The sequence below is a fragment of the Streptomyces sp. NPDC002896 genome, from assembly GCF_040295225.1.
In the GTDB taxonomy this organism is placed as follows: Bacteria; Actinomycetota; Actinomycetes; order Streptomycetales; family Streptomycetaceae; genus Streptomyces.
Genome location: NZ_JBEOVA010000040.1, coordinates 18,087 through 33,848, shown reverse-complemented (window position 1 = coordinate 33,848; position 15,762 = coordinate 18,087). Strand labels below are relative to the sequence as shown.

Genomic DNA, 15,762 nt, shown 5'->3' with positions numbered 1-15,762 from the left:
TGCGTGACGTGCTCAGGCAGACGGCGTGGCGGGCGGTGCGGGCCAGTCGGCCGACGCGCACGCCCCCGCCAGGCAACGTTCGCCTGTCCCGTCACCAGACGAGCCCGCAGGGTCGTTCAGGGCCTGCGGCCGTGAAAGGTGCGGCGCAGGTCGCTCACCCAGGCGTCGGGGTTCTCCCAGGGGATGAAGTGGCCGCCGTGGTCGTGGGCGTTGACGTTGACGTGGTTGAACCAATCGGCCTGCGGGCCGGTCTTGAATGCCCGGACGCGCTCGTTGGCGGTCTGGATGCCGGGCGGGTTCTCGTACGTGACGAAGGTGAGGCCGACCGGGGTCTGCACGACCGGGGTGCGGTCGTGGGCGGGGGCCCAGGGGTAGCGGTTGGCGTTGGCGTAGTAACGCATCGACGTGGCGATGGAGTTGTTCACCCAGTAGATCGTGGCGTGGGTGAGCAGGTCGTCCTTGGTGAAGACGGACTCCACGTCGCCGCCGTTGTCGCTCCAGGCGTTCCAGCGCTCCAGCAGCCAGGCGAGCAGTCCGGCGGGTGAGTCGCTCAGCCCGTGGGCCAGGGTGGCGCCGTCGAGCATGTGCACGGCGAGGTGGGACGCCGAGCGGTGGTCCAGCTCGATGATGCGGGCGCGGACGTCGGCGGGCTGGTCGTCGGTGAGGGGCCGATTCCGGGCGAAGTCCCAGGCGCGGGGGCCGGTGAAGAAGTCGAGCGGCAGCCCGGAGCCGATGTGGATGCCGTACAGCTCGTCGGCGTACTTGTGGCCGAGCTGGCTGGAGACGATCCCGCCGATGTCGCAGCCCCCGGCGGCGTACTTCTCGTATCCCAGGGTCTCGGTCATCAGGGTGTGCCAGAGGTCGGAGACCTTCCAGAAGTTGACGTCCGAAAAGCCGGTGAGCGGGCCGGGGAAACCGAAGCCGGGCAGGGACGGCACGAGGACGTCGAACGCGTCGGCGGGGTCACCGCCGAACGCGGCCGGGTCGGCGAGCGGGTCGATCACCTTCGACCAGTGCCAGAACGTCCACGGCCAGCCGTGGGTGAGGATCAACGGGATCGGGCGAGGGCCGCGGCCGGGCTTGCGCATGAAGTGCACCGGGACACCGGCGACGCTCACCTGGTAGTGCTCGTAGATGTTGATCGCGGCCTCGGCCTTGCGCCAGTCGTAGCCGTCCCGCCAGTAGGCGACCAGCTCACGGAGATAGCTGTCCGGGACGCCGTAGGACCAGTCCCCATTCCCCTCGTCCAGCGGCGGACGGGTCAGTGTGAGACGGTCGCGCAGGTCATTGAGGACCTCGTCGGACACATGGATCGGGGTGGGCTCCAGGGGGAAGGCGTGCGGGGTGGTCATGGTGTGGTTCCTTACTGGGTGGGGAGGGAAGCGGTGCCGTCGGCCTGGACAATTCCCCGCCTCAGTGCCCGGAATGCCGACGTAGGGCTGATCGCGATCACGCGATGCCGCGCACAGGACCGCAGAGACCGCAGGAGCGAAGGAGCCCCAAGATCCGGAGCGGAGCTCCGGCGCGGACACTCAACGGCTCTGACGATGGGACGTTTCCACATCCGCCCCCGGGGCGGCGTTGCATAGGTGGTCGCTCGTGAAACACCCGGCCGCGCGGCAACCCACCTGCGGCGAACATGTTTCATGAGTTGTTGAAAACGACTGGCCGACTGAAACACCCACATGAAACAGCCCGGGGTCGTAAGCGACGACTTCAAGCGCGTGGAATCGCACGACTGCCCGATGTCCACCTGCGCCGCCCCCCACGGGCTCCCCCATGCCGAACCGGCAAGGGCAAGGTGGCACTCCAATACCACACCGCCCGCTTCCGCCTTGTGCCCCAACTCGCCAAGGCGCTCAACGTGCGAGAGCCCCATGGGTTCAGGGGAACCGAAGCCTCTTCATCGCGAACCCACGGGTCGACCGGTGTGCTTCAGGCTGGCGCATCCGTGGGTTCGAGTGAAACACGAGGATGGTGATGAGGCTAAGGGCTGCGGCCGTGACCGGACAGCCCTCGGTGCGTCCCCACGCGGACTGCCTCTGGTCGCACACAAGATTCTCTGACTAGAGTCAGAGAATGGATGCGATGCAGATCGACCAGGTGCGGCGGTTCAACCGCATCGTCACCGAACGCGTGGGCGTGCTCCACGACCACTACCTGGGCCGCGACCGGCCCATCGGTGAGGCCCGGCTGCTGTGGGAGATCGGCGAGCAGGGGAAGGACGTGCGGCGGCTGCGCGAGCGCCTCGGGCTCGACTCCGGGTACGTCAGCCGGCTGCTGCGCTCCCTGGAGACCGAGGGTCTGGTGACGGTGGAGCCGCAGCCCCAGGACAGACGGGTGCGCACCGTCCGGCTCACCGAGGCGGGCCGCGCGGAGCGCGCCCTGCTCGATAACCGCAGCGACGAGCTGGCCGGCTCCCTGCTGGAGCCGCTCAACGCCGCCCAGCGCTCCCGGCTGGTCGCCGCCATGGCCGAGGTCGACCGGCTGCTGACCGCCGCGACGGTCACGCTGGATGCCGTCGACCCGGATCATCCCGACGGCGAGCAATGCCTGCGGTCCTACTTTGCCGAGTTGCAGGAGCGCTTCGAGACCGGCTTCGATCCCGCGCGGAGTCTGCTGCCCGACGCGGGCGAACTCCGGCCGCCGCACGGGCTGTTCCTGGTTGCCCGGCTGCACGGCGAGCTCGTCGGCTGCGCCGGTCTGAAACTACCGCCAGGCGCCCCGGCCGAAGTCAAGCGCATGTGGGTCGCGCCCCACGCCCGGAGGCTCGGCCTCGGCCGCCGGTTCTTGGCCGAGCTGGAGGCGCGGGCTGCCCTGCACGGTTTTGACGTACTGCGGCTGGACACCAACAAGGCTCTCAGCGCTGCGATCGGCCTGTATCACTCCTACGGCTTCCAGGAGGTCACCGCCTTCAACGACGAGCCGTATGCACACCACTGGTTCGAGAAGCGGATCACCACAGCGCCGTCGGGGTGAGGGTTCCGACGAACCCGCGGGGTCCACTGCCCTGGTTCTGGCGGATGGACCCTTGGGTTTGCGTCAAGGCACGGGACCGTCCTCGGCGGCCTGCTCCAGCAGGGCCCGCGCGGAGTCCGCGTAGCGGATGGCAGTCCCATGTCGCGCGGTCACTGGTCCGTTCGTGCAGTCCAGACGTGGGCCGATGGCCAGACCTGGGCGGGGCCGGTTCAGCTGCTTCCCGCGGACTCCTAGCGCACCACCAGGCCGTCCCCACACAAGCCGCCTCGTTCGAGTGCTTATCCCAGTGAATCTGCCGGCGCTCCGCGAAGGCGGCACCGCCGGCAGCGCACTTCCGCCAGGTGAACTCAGCCGTCCAACCCGGCCTCCCACTTGCGCCGCCGCAGCACGTGGTCGCTGAAGCGGTGTCGGCTCCGGTCGAGCAACTCGCCCACATCCGCGTCCCCGCGCCGCACATCCGCGGACGGGTGCCAACGCTGCACGGACTGCCCGGCCCAGGTACGCAGCTTCACGTCCGGGTCATCCAGCAGTCCGACCGCCACTCGCAGCGCCACAACCCCGCCGCACGCGTCGAGCAGCCGGAATGCGGCGACCCGGACATGCCGCGGCCGCTGAGAACCGATGCGCTCCAGCAGCCAGTCAGCGGGCAGATCCTTCGCCGACGGCAGCAGGGCGACGGCAGTTTCGCGTACGACACCCGGGGCGGGGTCGTCGAGCAGCGGCCGCAGCCGTTCCCCGCCCGCGAAGTCCAGTGCCCGCAGCCCGGCCACGGCCCGCGCCCGCACCCTGGCGGCCGGGTGCGCGAGCAACGGCCACAGGAACTCGGCGTCCGCGCGGCTTCCGCACTCGGCCAGCCCGATGACCGCACCGGGTGGCAGCTCGGGATCGTCCGGTGCCGCGCACCGCTCTCGGTACCAGGCCGTCGGATCACCTCCGGACTGTCGTACAACGTACCGGGCGCAGGCGCGCACCAGTGCTGAGCGGTCACTGAGGAACGACTGTGCCTGCTCCGGACTCCTCGCCCGCCGCAGCGCGGTGACGCCGGCCGAGCGGGTACGCGGGTTGCGCGCGGTCAGCAGTGGTGTGAGCACGTCGTCGTACGCGTCGTCGTCCCGCAGTGCTGTGATCGCCGCTGTGGCGCACAGGTCCTGGACCACAGTGTCATCGTCCCGGGTGGCCGCGCGGGCCAGCTCGGCGGGGCGGAGGACCTGCTGCTCCACGGCCAGCCGGTACGCGAACCGCCGTACAGTGCGGTCGGGGGCGGCGAAGAGAGCGGCGAGCCACCCGTGGGGTGCCCGGCGTAGGACCTCCCCGAGCAGATTGACGCCGAAGGCACCTCTGTCGCGGCGGCCGACGCGCAGGATCAGCGGCGCGAGATCAACGGCGTTGCCCCCGTCCAGAGCCTTACGCAACAGCTCCCGGGCGCGTTCGCGTACTGTTCGACCCAGTCGGCGCAGCGGATCGCGATCAGCGGCAGCAGACCGGGGTACCGCGTCGATCGACGCACCGCCAGCTCACGGATCCGCCCGTCGCGGTGGCAGAGAGCGAGCGCGAGCCGGGACTCACCGAGCTGCGTCAAGTCGACAGGCAGCGGTGCGGCGTGCTCCCACTCCGGCAGGGGCTCCGACCGGTACCAGGCAACCTCCCGCACTCCTGCGTCCAGCGCGAGCCAGTCGCCGGGGTCGGCGACGACAAGCGCGTCCCGAAGTGGAGCACCCTCCGCGAGCCGAACCGCCGCCGCTGTCCCGCCCCTGATGTCCTCACGCATTCCCGCCCCCGATCCACCCGGCCTACCGGGCGATCGTAGGGCTGGGTGGAGCGCAGGTCGCGCGAAATGGCTGGTCAACCTGCCGTGATGCGCCTGGCCGCCCCGGGACCTGTCGTGGCTCTTCCCTCTGCCACAACTGGCTCATGCTCGCCGCGTGACCGAACCGCCCACGTGGCCCTTCTCCACGCTCGCACACACCGGACCGGAGGCTGTCCGGGCGCGTATGGCCTCAGCGGCTACTGGCCGGGGGCGTCATACTGGTGACGCCTGACATCAGGAAGGGCAGATCTCGGTCGGAAGGCCGTTGGGAAGCCCGCTGCGTTCGTCGTCGGCGCCCCGCCAGGTCCCATCCCTGCGGCCGTCGGCGTCGTATCCGCGTAGTCCAACATCCCTCCACAGGCGGTAGGCCCGGGGCGTAAGCCACTTCACGTTGCTCGACCGGACATCGGACGCCCGCACGGCCGGGACGCTGACCATCTCCCCGCGCCGACCCATCACCTCACGCTCGACGACCGGACTTGCAGCCATATGCCCTTTTCGTACGGCCCACTTGTAGAGCCGCGTCAGCGCGGCCAGCTCCCGGTTCCACTTCGAGCCGCCGATCCGTTCCGGGTTCCGCGGCGACCAGCGTCGCCAGTCCTCGAAATCCAACAGGTCGTTGAGGTCGGCATCGCACCAGTTCTTGCCCCGCTGCCACAAGAAGTTGAAGAACAGACAGCAGTCATTGGCGTAGTTCCGCCGGGTCTCCCTGGCCAACCGTGCGAACGACGAGCGGGTCAGGTAGTGGGTCAAGCGCACGTCGACCCTGTACATGGGGTCCGTGATGAATATATCGCCAGGGTCGATCCGCCAACGTGCCTCGCGTACATCAAGGTCGGTCCACCGCCGAAGGACAGGGTGATCACTCGCCGGAACAGAGCCTCTCGTCACCCAGTGCACACACCAGAGCTTGCTCAATACACATCCCTTCACGCGCAACACAACCTGCTGCAACACGAAGATTCAATAGGGAAGTGGCTGCACGCGTCGACGCCGTCGGCGAGGGCCTGGACGCGGGCTGCCGGAGCGGAACTCGCGTGGACAAGCCTCCGGTGTGTGACCCGCTCGATCGCGCCGTGCGGCCGATGAGCTTTCCCGGGCCCCGGTCGCACGGGCGGATCAGCGCAGTCCGGCGAAGAGATCGTTCTCGGGTACGGCCGCGCCGGTGGCGTCCTTGACACGTACGAAGGTCTCCATGCCCATCAACTCGCCGAACCTCTCCTTGCCCATCTTGAGGAAGAAGATGTTCTCGCCCTGACTGGCGTGCGCGGCCAGCGCATCGAACTTCTGACCGCTGAATGCGGTGGTGTCCACCCACGTGGTGATCTCATCGTCGGGGAGGCCGATCTCGGCCATCGCGGCGGCCTCAGCAGGATCCGGCTCCGGCATGTCCTCATGAAACTCGCGCACGGTCTCCCCGAACCGCTGCATCATCGAGCGGGGCATCGTCGTCCAGTACACCTTCGGTGTCAGCGCGGTCATCTCCAGCGCCGCCATCGTGATGCGGTGGGCCTGGATGTGGTCGGGGTGGCCGTAGAAGCCGTTCTCGTCGTAGGTGACGACCACATCGGGTCGGTAGTGCCGCATGAGTTCCGCAAGTCGGGCGGCGCCTTCCTCCACGGGGGTCTGCCAGAAGGATCCGGGGGCGTCGTTGTTCGGCCAGCCCGTCATCCCAGAGTCGGCATAGTCCAGCATCTCCAGATCGCTGACCTTCAGGACGTCACAGCTCGCCTCGAGTTCTTGACGGCGCATCAAGGCGACGGCCGCCGGATCGTGCCCGGGATCGCCCGGCTTGACACCCCCCGTTCCGTCACCGCAACCGCCGTCGGTACACGTCACGAGAACCGTGCGGATGCCTTCCGCCGCGTACCGCGCGAGGACCCCTCCGGTTCCGGTGGCCTCGTCGTCGGGGTGGGCGTGTACTGCCATGAGCGTCAAGGGCCGGTCAGTCATGAAATAGTCCTCCTGCAGAAATACGTCTTGGTCCGAGTGCGCGGCGGGCGTACCGCGATCCCGGGGCCCGGATCCTGGTGGGGCGGACGACCTTGTGGTCTCCGTACCCGCCCGTGCGGCGCCGGTCCCTCGGTCGATGCAACCGTGCCGACCGGGCCGGCTGTTCCCGGCACGGCCGCTTGGCCTTCCAGGCCTTGGCCTTCCAGGCGTCGGCGTTTCAACGCGAACGAGGTACAGGCGCGACCTGCTGTCCCGTCGCATTGAACTTGTCCGTGGATCTTGAGCTGAGCTGTGGGGCTGCCAAGTTCTATGAGAACCCTAGGGGCAGCATTCTCAATGCAACTTGCTTCTGCGGAATGGTGCGCGATTTGCCCGTTGGCTCCGAGGGGCTGCCAGGGGGAACTGGGGCCGTACCAACCGCGGCGCTGCCACCGTCGCGGAGATCCACCTCCGGCTCTGCGTATGAACCCGCGAGGGTATCGCTGTCACCAGGGACCTATACGTTACGAGCGATCTGCGACCGGCTGACAGGAAGACACCATGACGCACAGCTCGAGACCTTCGACCAAGGCGACACTCGATGCTCTGCCGGGCCTCGCGCCCTTTGCTCGCGAGGCCGTTGTGCTCCGCCCAGAGCGGGGAGAGCCGACGGCACGGGACAGCTCGATCGGCGGGCCGCTGCTCTGGCCCGATGACGAACCATGGCCTACGTGCTCGCTACCCGACGAGACGGACCCCACAGGACTACCTGCGACGGCGATGGTGCCGGTCGCCCAGATCTTCGAGCGTGACATGCCAGGACCATGGTGGCCCGCCGGCACCGATCTCCTGCAGATTCTGTGGTGCCCCAACGAACACTGGGATCCCCCCGCCCAGCAGGCCGACGTCAGCCCGGTCGTTGAGGTGCGATGGCGTCGCGCGGCTGACATCGGCCGCACCGTGGCGGCGTCACCCTCTCCTTCACGGCGCTCTGAGGACGGTCATCTGCCACAGCCATGCACGATCATTGGTGAGCCACTGGCCGATTTCCCCTTTCGCGAGGAACTGCCTCCCGAGTTCCGACCGGCCCTGGAAGAATTGGTGCGCAGGACTGGTGACGGCGGCGACGTGATCACCCGTGTCGGGGGATGGAAGCTTGGTGGGTGGCCGACATGGCATCTGACGCACCCGATGGTCTTCCGATGTGACAGGTGCGCCACCGAGATGAGGCTGCTGTTCACGGTGTCCAGCGACGACGTGACTGAGGTCGTCGTAGGGCGGTGGGGTGACCTGCGGATCTTCACCTGCCCCGCCGACCACCGCCATCCCTTCCAGGTGGATCTGCACTGACTCGATCGAAGCAAACGCCGCCCGCTCCGAGTTCGAGGCAGTGAGAATCTGCCAGCCCGAATGAGATCGAGTGGGAATGCGCCAGATTGGATGCGACAGGACACCTGCACGTCTCAGCGCCACGTCGGATCCGACTTCCATCCGGCTCCAGCACCACATGGGGAGGTGGAGGTCACGGCGGCGGTGGAACGACGGCATGACCCCCGATACGGTGATCGTCGCTGTGCTTGCCTGCGGCAGCCGTCGACTACGGTCGCCGGACCGCTGGGATGAAGGGGGCGATGGATGCGGGTCGACCAACTGTGGCGGTATCCGGTGAAGTCGGTGGGCGGTGAGCGACTGACCGCCGCCACGGTCGGTGTGCTCGGGATCGAGGGTGACCGGGGCATCGCCATCCACGACGAGCGGGAAGAGGTCACCTGGGCCGGTGCTGTTCCGGCGCTCATGCGATTGCGGGCGGTCACCCTCGGGCCGGGCGTGGCCGAGTTGGTCCTGCCGGACGGCCAGCGGTTCCGCTCCGATGCGCCTGACGCCGCCAGTCGGCTCAGTGCGGCTGTCCAGACCAAGGTCACGCTGGTCGAGCACCAGCCGCACCGGCCTGACGCCGCGCTCCATGTATTGACAACGACGGCGCTGCGCAGCCTCGGCTCGACGCTGCCGGACAGTGCGATAGACGCCAGCCGGTTCCGGCCTAACCTGGTGCTCGACGACGTGCCCGGCGACCACGCGACCGGGTACCCCGAGCACGATTGGATCGGCCGCCGGATGGCCATCGGCACGCTGCGGTTGCGCTTCACCGAGGGGTGCGACCGCTGCGTGATGATCACCAAGGAGACTCCGACCGTCCCGCATGACCGCGCCGTGCTGCGCTGGGTCGCCCGCGAGCTCGGCAACGCCCTCGGCGTGTACGCGGCGGTCGAGACACCCGGCCATGTCCGTATCGGGGACAAGGCCCGCTGGCTCGACTGAATGTCATCACGATCACGCCCGCCTCGGCCGCTCATAGGGCCGACCTCCGCCGTCGCCTCGTACCGGGCGACCGGCGGCAAGCGCACGTACGCGGCGGTGGCCGCAGACCTCGGGATCACCGGGAAGACTCTGCGCACGTGAGTGCGCAAGGATGGGCGAAGATGTACTTCCAGGTGCCGTCCCGCTGCCAGAGCCGGAACAGGTCGTACACCCGGTCCCATGGCCCGTACCGCTCGGGCACACCCCGTCACGGCGTCCCGTCCGGGTCCGCCAACGTATCGGGTCGATCAGCTGCGGCCGTGTCCATATCGGCGGCCGTCCGGGCCTCTTCCCTCTGGGCAACAGCGGCTCCAGCCCGGGCCCACTGTTCGTCCGTCAGATCTGCGTTCGGGTCGACGACATTCCGGCCCCAGCCCGGCTCCCCTCCCCCTCCCCGCTGGCCTTTGCAACGCACGCGACCGAACCGCTGCGCAGTCGGGAGCGCCCGCCATGTAAACCGCCGACCGTAGCCGTGCTCTGACAGCGTCCAAGAACCGATCAGCTCCTGACAACACGCCGATCGCGACCTCTGCCCCATGAGCCGTAGCGGCTGATTGCTGCGCGGCCCTGTAGATCGGTGAAGGGCAAAAGGGGGCTACTGCAACCGGGCTCGCATCTGGTCTTGTTGGTGTATGAGACCGAATCCTGCTAGATGATCGATTCCAAGGGTTAGTGGTCGTAGGCGGTCAGTGAGCGCAGGGTGGGCTGGCCGGTATGGTCGTTGTGCCAGATCGCGGCGGTCAGTGCGAGGATGCGCTGCATGACCCGGGCGATGACGCCGCCGGGTGTGCGTCCGCGGTGCTGTTCGAGGTCGAGCTGGCCCTTGAAGGTTTTGTTGACTGACTCGATGACCTGCCGCAACGGTTTGAACAGCGGTGCGCCGGGCCGTTCCGGCTCGCCCTTGCGGGCCGGCCGCAGCAGCCGGATGCCCTGCTCGGCCAGTTGATGCTCGAAGTCGCGGCCGAAGTAGTTCTTGTCGCCGATCAGCTTCTGTCCAGGCCGGGCGGCGACGAGGCCCGGTTCGGCCGCAAGCAGGTCCAGCAGGGTCTCGCGCTCGTCGGCCTTGGCCCCGGTCAGGGCGAAAGCGACGGGCAGGCCCTGGAGGGTGCACACCAGGTGCAGCCGCAGGCCCCAGAAGAAGCGGCTGTGGCTGGCGCAGTACCCGTACTCGGCCCATCCGGCCAGGTCGGAACGTTTCACGGTCTCGCGTGAGCGGCCGCACTCCACCGGTGTGGAGTCCACGATCCACACGTCGTCGCTCCACACGGAGGTGTAGCCGGCCAGTAGCCGGGTGACTCGACGCAGCAGCTCGGCGGCCTTGCGCAGCCGCTTGTTGTAGCCGGGCTGTTTGGGAAGGTACGGGAAGAGATGCCGCAGGCGGGAGCGGGCGTGGCGGAGCCACCTGGCCTCGGAGGTGAAACCGAGCATGGCCTGCATCATCGCGAGCGTGACCAGCTCGGCGTCGCTCAGCAGCGGGGTGATCCCCACCGTCGGCCGCCGCGGAGCGAGATGCGGCGAGTCCTTCAGCAGGTCGTCGGTCTTTACATAGAGTGCGGTCGCGAGGGAGTCCAACTCTGTCTTCACACACTGACGTTGGACTCCCTCACCTCATGCGCGCAGCCGATCCCTCCGCGCCGAGGTGTTCGGCGAGCTTGAACGACGTGTACAAGGCAACGGCGCTGCAAGGGCGAGGACCGCGAAGGCGAGGACCGCGGCCATCGTCCGGACAGCGTGGGCGATCTGCCAGCGGTCCCGTACGTTGGTCCAGTTGGAGGGCGGGGCCTGGGCGTTCCAGTGGAGCTGGTCGGAGTTGATGGGCAGGTTGACGATGAGCGTGAGGCCGAAAACGAAGACCAGGAGGGCGAGTGCGGCCACGGTCAACCATCGGGTGTTTGTTCGGTAGGTCTGGTAAACCTGTACCGCTGTGGCGATCAGCGCCGGCAGGAGTGTGGCGACGGCGAGTTTGTCGAGGGAGTCGAGTTCGACCAGCCGGACCTGGGTGTAGACGGTGCTGTCGAAGCTGCGCAGCGAGAGTTCCAGGACAAGGACTGAAGTGAGGAATCCAGCGAATAGCCCCGCGAATACGAGGCTGGTGAAACGGGCGTACGTCGTCATGACCACGTTCTTTCGTGATGGGTGACCCGGGCGGCGAAGGGGCGGGCGGGACGGCCGAGGCATCTTCTTGACCTTGTTGGTGACCGTCGCGGGTTGTCGCCCGCTTTTTACCCGCAGCCCGGGTCGTGTGCGTGGCTGGTATTCGTCAGTTCGCGATTCCGACGACCTGCTCGATGGTGTCCGGCTGGTTCACCATGGCGAGCATGTGGTGGGCGACGTCGGCGCGTGACACGGAGAACCCGCCCCGGATGTTGCGGTTCCACGCGGTCCGGTACCTGCCGGTCAGGGGCTTGTCGGTGAGCTTGGGCGGGCGCGACACCGTCCATTCCAGTCCGCTGTCGCGCAGGGTCTGCTCGGTCACGGCGAGGTCGGCGTAGTGCCGGCCGAACATTGCCCGGGTCAACGGGCCGCCCAGGTAGCGCATGAAGAAGCCATCGCCGGGATCGTGCCTGGGTGGCGTCGGCCGGCCAGGCACCGGCACCGGTCCGACGGGTGCGGCGCTGACGATGATGATCCGCCGGACGTGCTCTGCCTGCATCGCCGCGACGATCGCGCGGGTGCCACGCGAGGTGATGCCCGCGTCCGCGCGCGGGTTTCGCGGGCCGAGCGCGGACAGTACGGCGTCGGCGCCGCGTACCGCCGCGGCGAGCGTCCGCATGTCGGGTCGGGTGAGGTCGACGGCGACCGCCCGGACGCCGCCCGGCAGCTCACGTGGGCGGCGGGCCACGGCGGTGACGTCATGCCCGCCGGCTACTGCCTGCTCGACCAGGTGCCGTCCGATACCGCCGGTGGCGGCCACGATCGTGAGTTTCATCGGGGTCCTCCTGCGGTGAAGGCGGCACGGTGGTCTTGCGCCCAGGTGGCGTACGTGCGTGCCGGGCGGCCCAGCAGCCGCCGCACGGTGTCGGTGGTGGGCCCGGCTTCGCGGGCGTAGTCGGCCAGCGAGCCGAGCAGCCGGTCGGGTACCTCGTCGGGCAGGCCGGCGGCGAGCATGCCGCGGCGGATCTCGTCCGGTGCGGCCTCGACGAACGACAGTGTCCGGTCGAGCGCCGCGCCGAGCGCGGCGACCTTCTCCGGCTGGCTCAGCGACTGCTCTCCGGTGAGCAGGTACGTCTGACCGTTGTGCTGCGGGTGGGTCAGGGCGAGGGCGGCCACCGCAGCGATGTCACGCTCGTCGACGGTCGAGGTCCTCGCGTGCGGGTATGCCCCCCGCACGGTCCCGGTCGCCTGGATCTGCCCGGCCCAAGCGAGGGTGTTGGCGGCGAAGTCGGCGCAGCGCAGGATCGTCCAGTCCAGGCCGCCCCCCTTGGCGATGTCCTCAACCGCCTGGAACTGCTGCCGGAAGCATGCGTGCCCAGCCGGGTACTGCACGGTCACGGCGGACAGCACGACCACCCTTGCCGCGCCCGTCTCACGGGCGCGGGCCAACAGGTCGATAGCGGCGGATCCGACGGCACGTGGGCTGAGCAGGATGGCCTCCACGCCGTCGATGGTGGGAAGCTCCGCGGGGTGGACGAGTTGGGTACCCGCGGGGAATTCGGCGTGGGGGTTGCGGGTGACAGCGGCGACTTTCGCTCCCCCCTCAACCAGGAGGCGCACGGTTTCCCGGCCGACGACGCCGGTGGCCCCGGTAATCAGGATCATGATTGAACCCCTAGTGCGTGTGTCGATAGTCGATCTTGCGCGGTGGGTGATCGCGGTTCGTATCGCGGGAAGGCGTCACGGACGAGCCGTGTGCCAGGACCATCGGCATGCGGCCTCACGTCGGCTGCCGGTGCGTGGTTCAGGCGGACTGTTCGGCGGTGGCCGCCGTCTCGCGGCGCTGGGCCCGCAGCAGTCGGCGGCCCTGCTCGCCCTTGGCCCAGGTGTGGGAGCCGGGCTTGCGTGCCTCGTTCACCAGCTGCTTGATGGTGAGCTTGCACACGAGTTCCTTCACCTTCGCGCCTGTTCGGCCGCCAAGATGGAGCCGCTTGGCGGTGTCGTCCTTGTGGGCGAACTGGAAAACGCCTGCGCGGCGCCCCAGGCTGATGCACTGGCCGGCGAACCCCAGGTCGATCGGTGCGGGCCGCTTGCTCGCGATGCGGCTGAGCACCGTGTCGGCGGCGTGCGCGCCCAGCGGGCCCGCGGCCTGGCAGCTCATCCGGAACGGCATGTCCGACGGTGCCGCCGAGTCCCCGGCGGCGACGATCCGCTCGTCGTCGACGCTCGTCAGGGTCTCGTCGGTGAGCAGGCGGCCCAGGGCGTCGGTGGTGAGCCCGCTGCGGGCGGCCAGGTCCGGCACGCCGAACCCGGCGGTCCAGATGGTGACCTCGCTCGACAGCTCACGGCCGTCGCCGAGGCGCACGGTGTCGCCGGTCACTTCCGTGACCTTCGTGTCGGGGCCCTGCAGCACGGTCACACCGAGGCGGGCCAGCCGCTCGGCGACCGAGCGGCGGCCGTTCGGGTGCAGGTAGGGCCCGAGCAGTCCGCCGCAGACCAGGGTCACGGTGCGGCCCGCCTCCGCCAGTTCGGCGGCGGTCTCGATGCCGGTCGGACCGGCTCCGACCACCATCACAGGGGCCGTGGCGGGAGCGGCGTCGAGGACCGTCCGCAGTCGCTGCGCCTCCTCGAACGTGGCGATCGGGTGGGCGAACTCGGCAGCTCCGGGCACGCCCGGGTCGGCGCTGCCGCTGCCCACCGCGTAGATCAGGTAGTCGTAGCCGACCGTGTCGCCGCTCGCCAGCTCCACCCCGCGCCCCGTCGCGTCGATCCGGGTCACGGTGTCGACCACCAGCCGGACGCGCTCGCCCAGGACCTTCCGGTAGTCGCTGACGGCCTCGTGCGTCCCGCCCGCCAGCTGGTGCAGTCGGATCCGCTCGACGAAGTCCGGGCGGCAGTTGATCAGCGTCACGGTCACGTCGTCGCGCTGCATCAGCCGGTTGGCCGCCATGACCCCGGCGTAACCGCCGCCGATCACGACGACTTCGGTGTTCTCAGCCATGGTTTCTTTCCTCCGCTTTCAGGGATTCGCACGCAAGATGTCGACTTGGCACGCCATGACGGCGTGCAGGACGGATCAGCCGAGGCGCTCCGGCGCCGAGCCGCGGAGCGGGGTGGAGTCCAGGTACCGGACCTCGTAGATGCGTTCGCTGAACTTCCAGCCGTCGGCGGTTCGCTCGTAACGGTCGTGGTACAAGGCGTAGTTCAGGTGCGAGCTGCCGTCGCGCATCCGTCCGAACTCCTGGATGTACGCCCGGCCGGCCGCGGTGTCGCCGTCCAGCCGGATGACGCCCGGGTGGACGTTCTGCACGAAGAACTCCCAGAGCAACTGGCCCCACTCGATCCCCGCGCGGATCTCCTCGCGACCGACGAACTCCTTGTCGATGTGCGGCCAGCGCATGGCGCCCTCGGGCGTGAACAGCGCGACGGCGCGGTCGAAGTCACGCATCATCACCGCGTCCGTGAGCTCGGCTCGCAGCGCCTCTATCTCGATGCGATCGGCGATGGCCCGCATGTCGCCCATCGGTTTCCCTCCCCATCCATGTGTGCGTCAGGCGTGTGCCGCCTGTCCGGTGGTGATGTATCCAGCATCGGTGCGGGCGGGCCAGCGGAACAATGTAAGGTTCCTTGGGCTATTCATAATGTGGCGGTTATGTATGGACGGGGGGTTGTGCATGGAGCTACGTGACATCGAGATCTTCCTGACCTTGGCCGAGGAGCTGCACTTCGGCCGCACCGCGGAGCGGCTTCATGTGTCCCAGGCCCGCGTCAGTCAGGCCATCGCCAAGCAGGAACGGCGCCTCGGCGTCGTCCTGTTCGACCGCACCAGCCGGCGCGTCGCCCTGACCCCGGTCGGCCGGCGTCTCCGCGAGGACCTCCAGCAGGCCGTCGACCTTCTCCGAGAGGGGCTCGCCCGCGCCGAAGCGGCCGGAGCGGGGACGGGGCAGACCCTGCGCCTGGGTGTGTTCGGCCATGCCGGCCACGAACTGCGCCCCCTCATCGAGGCCTTCCGCTCCCGCCACCCCGGCAGCGATGTCCAGTTTGGCGAGATCTACGGCAGCAACCCGTTCACCGCGCTGCGCACCGGAGAGCACGACGCGCACGTGCTGTGGCTTCCGGTGGCCGAACCGGACCTCACGGTCGGCCCGACCGTGCTGACCGGAGGCCGCGTGCTCGCCGTGGCGGCAGACCATCCACTGGCCGAGCGCGGCATCGCGTCGCTGGAAGACCTCGGCGACAACCATGTCGTCGACCTCGGCCCCGACGCCCCCGAGTACTGGATCGCGGCCATGATCCCCACGCGTACGCCGCTCGGCCGCCGTATCCCGCGCGGGCCCGCCGCGCGGACTTTCCACGAGGTTCTCTCTCTGGTCGCCTCCGGACAGTGTGTCCACCCGCTGGGCGAGATCGCCGCCCGCTACAACCGTCCCCCCGGCATCGTCTTCCTCCCCGTTCACGACGCCCCCACCATCCACTGGGCCCTCACGTGGCGATCCACCGCCGACGGCCCCACCCTCCGCGCACTGGCCCAGACCGCCGCTGACCTCGGTCCCATCTCCCTGTGACAGCCGATGACGGGCAGTTGATCGCGT

The 15,762-nt window shown here is 68.9% G+C and carries 14 protein-coding genes and 1 pseudogene; 5 read left to right on the top strand and 10 right to left on the bottom strand.

The window, feature by feature from the left end; genetic code table 11:
- Window positions 1-116 precede the first annotated feature (116 nt).
- Window positions 117-1,352 carry an epoxide hydrolase family protein gene (locus ABT009_RS40805; protein ID WP_351306613.1) on the bottom strand — a complete coding sequence of 412 codons (1,236 nt, stop codon included), beginning with the start codon at window positions 1,350-1,352 and terminating at the stop codon, window positions 117-119.
- 727 nt (window positions 1,353-2,079) lie between these two features.
- Here ABT009_RS40805 and ABT009_RS40800 point away from each other — a divergent pair.
- Complete coding sequence (locus ABT009_RS40800) at window positions 2,080-2,979, top strand: bifunctional helix-turn-helix transcriptional regulator/GNAT family N-acetyltransferase (RefSeq protein WP_351306611.1); 900 nt, start codon at window positions 2,080-2,082, stop codon at window positions 2,977-2,979.
- A gap of 347 nt (window positions 2,980-3,326) precedes the next feature.
- On the opposite strand, the pseudogene ABT009_RS40795 reads toward ABT009_RS40800, so the two are convergent.
- From ABT009_RS40795 to ABT009_RS40785, 3 genes and pseudogenes are all read right to left on the bottom strand, one after another.
- Window positions 3,327-4,747 (bottom strand): annotated as a pseudogene (locus ABT009_RS40795) (hypothetical protein).
- Between the two features lie 273 nt (window positions 4,748-5,020).
- Complete coding sequence (locus ABT009_RS40790) at window positions 5,021-5,704, bottom strand: site-specific integrase (protein ID WP_351306609.1); 684 nt, start codon at window positions 5,702-5,704, stop codon at window positions 5,021-5,023.
- A 201-nt stretch (window positions 5,705-5,905) separates the two neighbouring features.
- The gene (locus tag ABT009_RS40785) at window positions 5,906-6,739 is read right to left on the bottom strand and encodes a PIG-L family deacetylase (RefSeq protein ID WP_351306607.1); all 834 of its coding nucleotides are present in this window, start codon (window positions 6,737-6,739) and stop codon (window positions 5,906-5,908) included.
- A 540-nt stretch (window positions 6,740-7,279) separates the two neighbouring features.
- Between ABT009_RS40785 and ABT009_RS40780 the strand changes: the two genes are divergently transcribed.
- The 3 genes from ABT009_RS40780 to ABT009_RS40770 all read left to right on the top strand — a co-directional run bounded on the left by ABT009_RS40780 (window position 7,280) and on the right by ABT009_RS40770 (window position 9,178).
- Complete coding sequence (locus ABT009_RS40780; protein ID WP_351306605.1) at window positions 7,280-8,068, top strand: YwqG family protein; 789 nt, start codon at window positions 7,280-7,282, stop codon at window positions 8,066-8,068.
- Between the two features lie 285 nt (window positions 8,069-8,353).
- A complete protein-coding gene (locus ABT009_RS40775) occupies window positions 8,354-9,037 on the top strand; it encodes an MOSC domain-containing protein (protein WP_351306603.1) in 684 nt (227 codons plus the stop codon).
- Window positions 9,038-9,178 carry a hypothetical protein gene (locus ABT009_RS40770; protein WP_351306668.1) on the top strand — a complete coding sequence of 47 codons (141 nt, stop codon included), beginning with the start codon at window positions 9,038-9,040 and terminating at the stop codon, window positions 9,176-9,178. It abuts the gene before it with no gap.
- Between the two features lie 567 nt (window positions 9,179-9,745).
- On the opposite strand, the gene ABT009_RS40765 is transcribed toward ABT009_RS40770, so the two are convergent.
- The 6 genes from ABT009_RS40765 to ABT009_RS40740 form a co-directional block, all read right to left on the bottom strand.
- The gene (locus ABT009_RS40765) at window positions 9,746-10,660 is read right to left on the bottom strand and encodes an IS982 family transposase (RefSeq protein WP_351306601.1); all 915 of its coding nucleotides are present in this window, start codon (window positions 10,658-10,660) and stop codon (window positions 9,746-9,748) included.
- A gap of 24 nt (window positions 10,661-10,684) precedes the next feature.
- On the bottom strand, window positions 10,685-11,191 hold the full coding sequence (locus tag ABT009_RS40760; protein WP_351306599.1) for an anthrone oxygenase family protein: 507 nt from the start codon (window positions 11,189-11,191) through the stop codon (window positions 10,685-10,687).
- Window positions 11,192-11,336: 145 nt separating this feature from the next.
- Window positions 11,337-12,005 carry an NAD(P)-dependent oxidoreductase gene (locus tag ABT009_RS40755; protein WP_351306597.1) on the bottom strand — a complete coding sequence of 223 codons (669 nt, stop codon included), beginning with the start codon at window positions 12,003-12,005 and terminating at the stop codon, window positions 11,337-11,339.
- Window positions 12,002-12,835: an NAD(P)H-binding protein gene (locus ABT009_RS40750; protein WP_351306595.1), complete on the bottom strand. Its 834-nt coding sequence runs from the start codon at window positions 12,833-12,835 to the stop codon at window positions 12,002-12,004. The genes ABT009_RS40755 and ABT009_RS40750 overlap by 4 nt, the downstream gene beginning before the upstream one ends.
- Before the next feature lie 139 nt (window positions 12,836-12,974).
- A complete protein-coding gene (locus ABT009_RS40745; RefSeq protein WP_351306593.1) occupies window positions 12,975-14,171 on the bottom strand; it encodes an NAD(P)/FAD-dependent oxidoreductase in 1,197 nt (398 codons plus the stop codon).
- Between the two features lie 75 nt (window positions 14,172-14,246).
- Window positions 14,247-14,693, bottom strand: coding sequence for a nuclear transport factor 2 family protein (locus ABT009_RS40740; protein ID WP_351306591.1), 447 nt, complete (start codon window positions 14,691-14,693; stop codon window positions 14,247-14,249).
- Between the two features lie 151 nt (window positions 14,694-14,844).
- On the opposite strand from ABT009_RS40740, the gene ABT009_RS40735 reads away from it, so the two are divergent.
- Window positions 14,845-15,735: a LysR family transcriptional regulator gene (locus ABT009_RS40735; protein WP_351306589.1), complete on the top strand. Its 891-nt coding sequence runs from the start codon at window positions 14,845-14,847 to the stop codon at window positions 15,733-15,735.
- Window positions 15,736-15,762: the final 27 nt, after the last annotated feature.

Coding starts and splice junctions, on each gene's coding strand:
- ABT009_RS40805 (WP_351306613.1), bottom strand. CDS start 1,352: ATGACCACCCCGCACGCCTTCCCCCTGGAGCCCACCCCGATCCATGTG.
- ABT009_RS40800 (WP_351306611.1), top strand. CDS start 2,080: ATGGATGCGATGCAGATCGACCAGGTGCGGCGGTTCAACCGCATCGTC.
- ABT009_RS40785 (WP_351306607.1), bottom strand. CDS start 6,739: ATGACTGACCGGCCCTTGACGCTCATGGCAGTACACGCCCACCCCGAC.
- ABT009_RS40780 (WP_351306605.1), top strand. CDS start 7,280: ATGACGCACAGCTCGAGACCTTCGACCAAGGCGACACTCGATGCTCTG.
- ABT009_RS40775 (WP_351306603.1), top strand. CDS start 8,354: ATGCGGGTCGACCAACTGTGGCGGTATCCGGTGAAGTCGGTGGGCGGT.
- ABT009_RS40770 (WP_351306668.1), top strand. CDS start 9,038: ATGTCATCACGATCACGCCCGCCTCGGCCGCTCATAGGGCCGACCTCC.
- ABT009_RS40760 (WP_351306599.1), bottom strand. CDS start 11,191: ATGACGACGTACGCCCGTTTCACCAGCCTCGTATTCGCGGGGCTATTC.
- ABT009_RS40755 (WP_351306597.1), bottom strand. CDS start 12,005: ATGAAACTCACGATCGTGGCCGCCACCGGCGGTATCGGACGGCACCTG.
- ABT009_RS40750 (WP_351306595.1), bottom strand. CDS start 12,835: ATGATCCTGATTACCGGGGCCACCGGCGTCGTCGGCCGGGAAACCGTG.
- ABT009_RS40745 (WP_351306593.1), bottom strand. CDS start 14,171: ATGGCTGAGAACACCGAAGTCGTCGTGATCGGCGGCGGTTACGCCGGG.
- ABT009_RS40740 (WP_351306591.1), bottom strand. CDS start 14,693: ATGGGCGACATGCGGGCCATCGCCGATCGCATCGAGATAGAGGCGCTG.
- ABT009_RS40735 (WP_351306589.1), top strand. CDS start 14,845: ATGGAGCTACGTGACATCGAGATCTTCCTGACCTTGGCCGAGGAGCTG.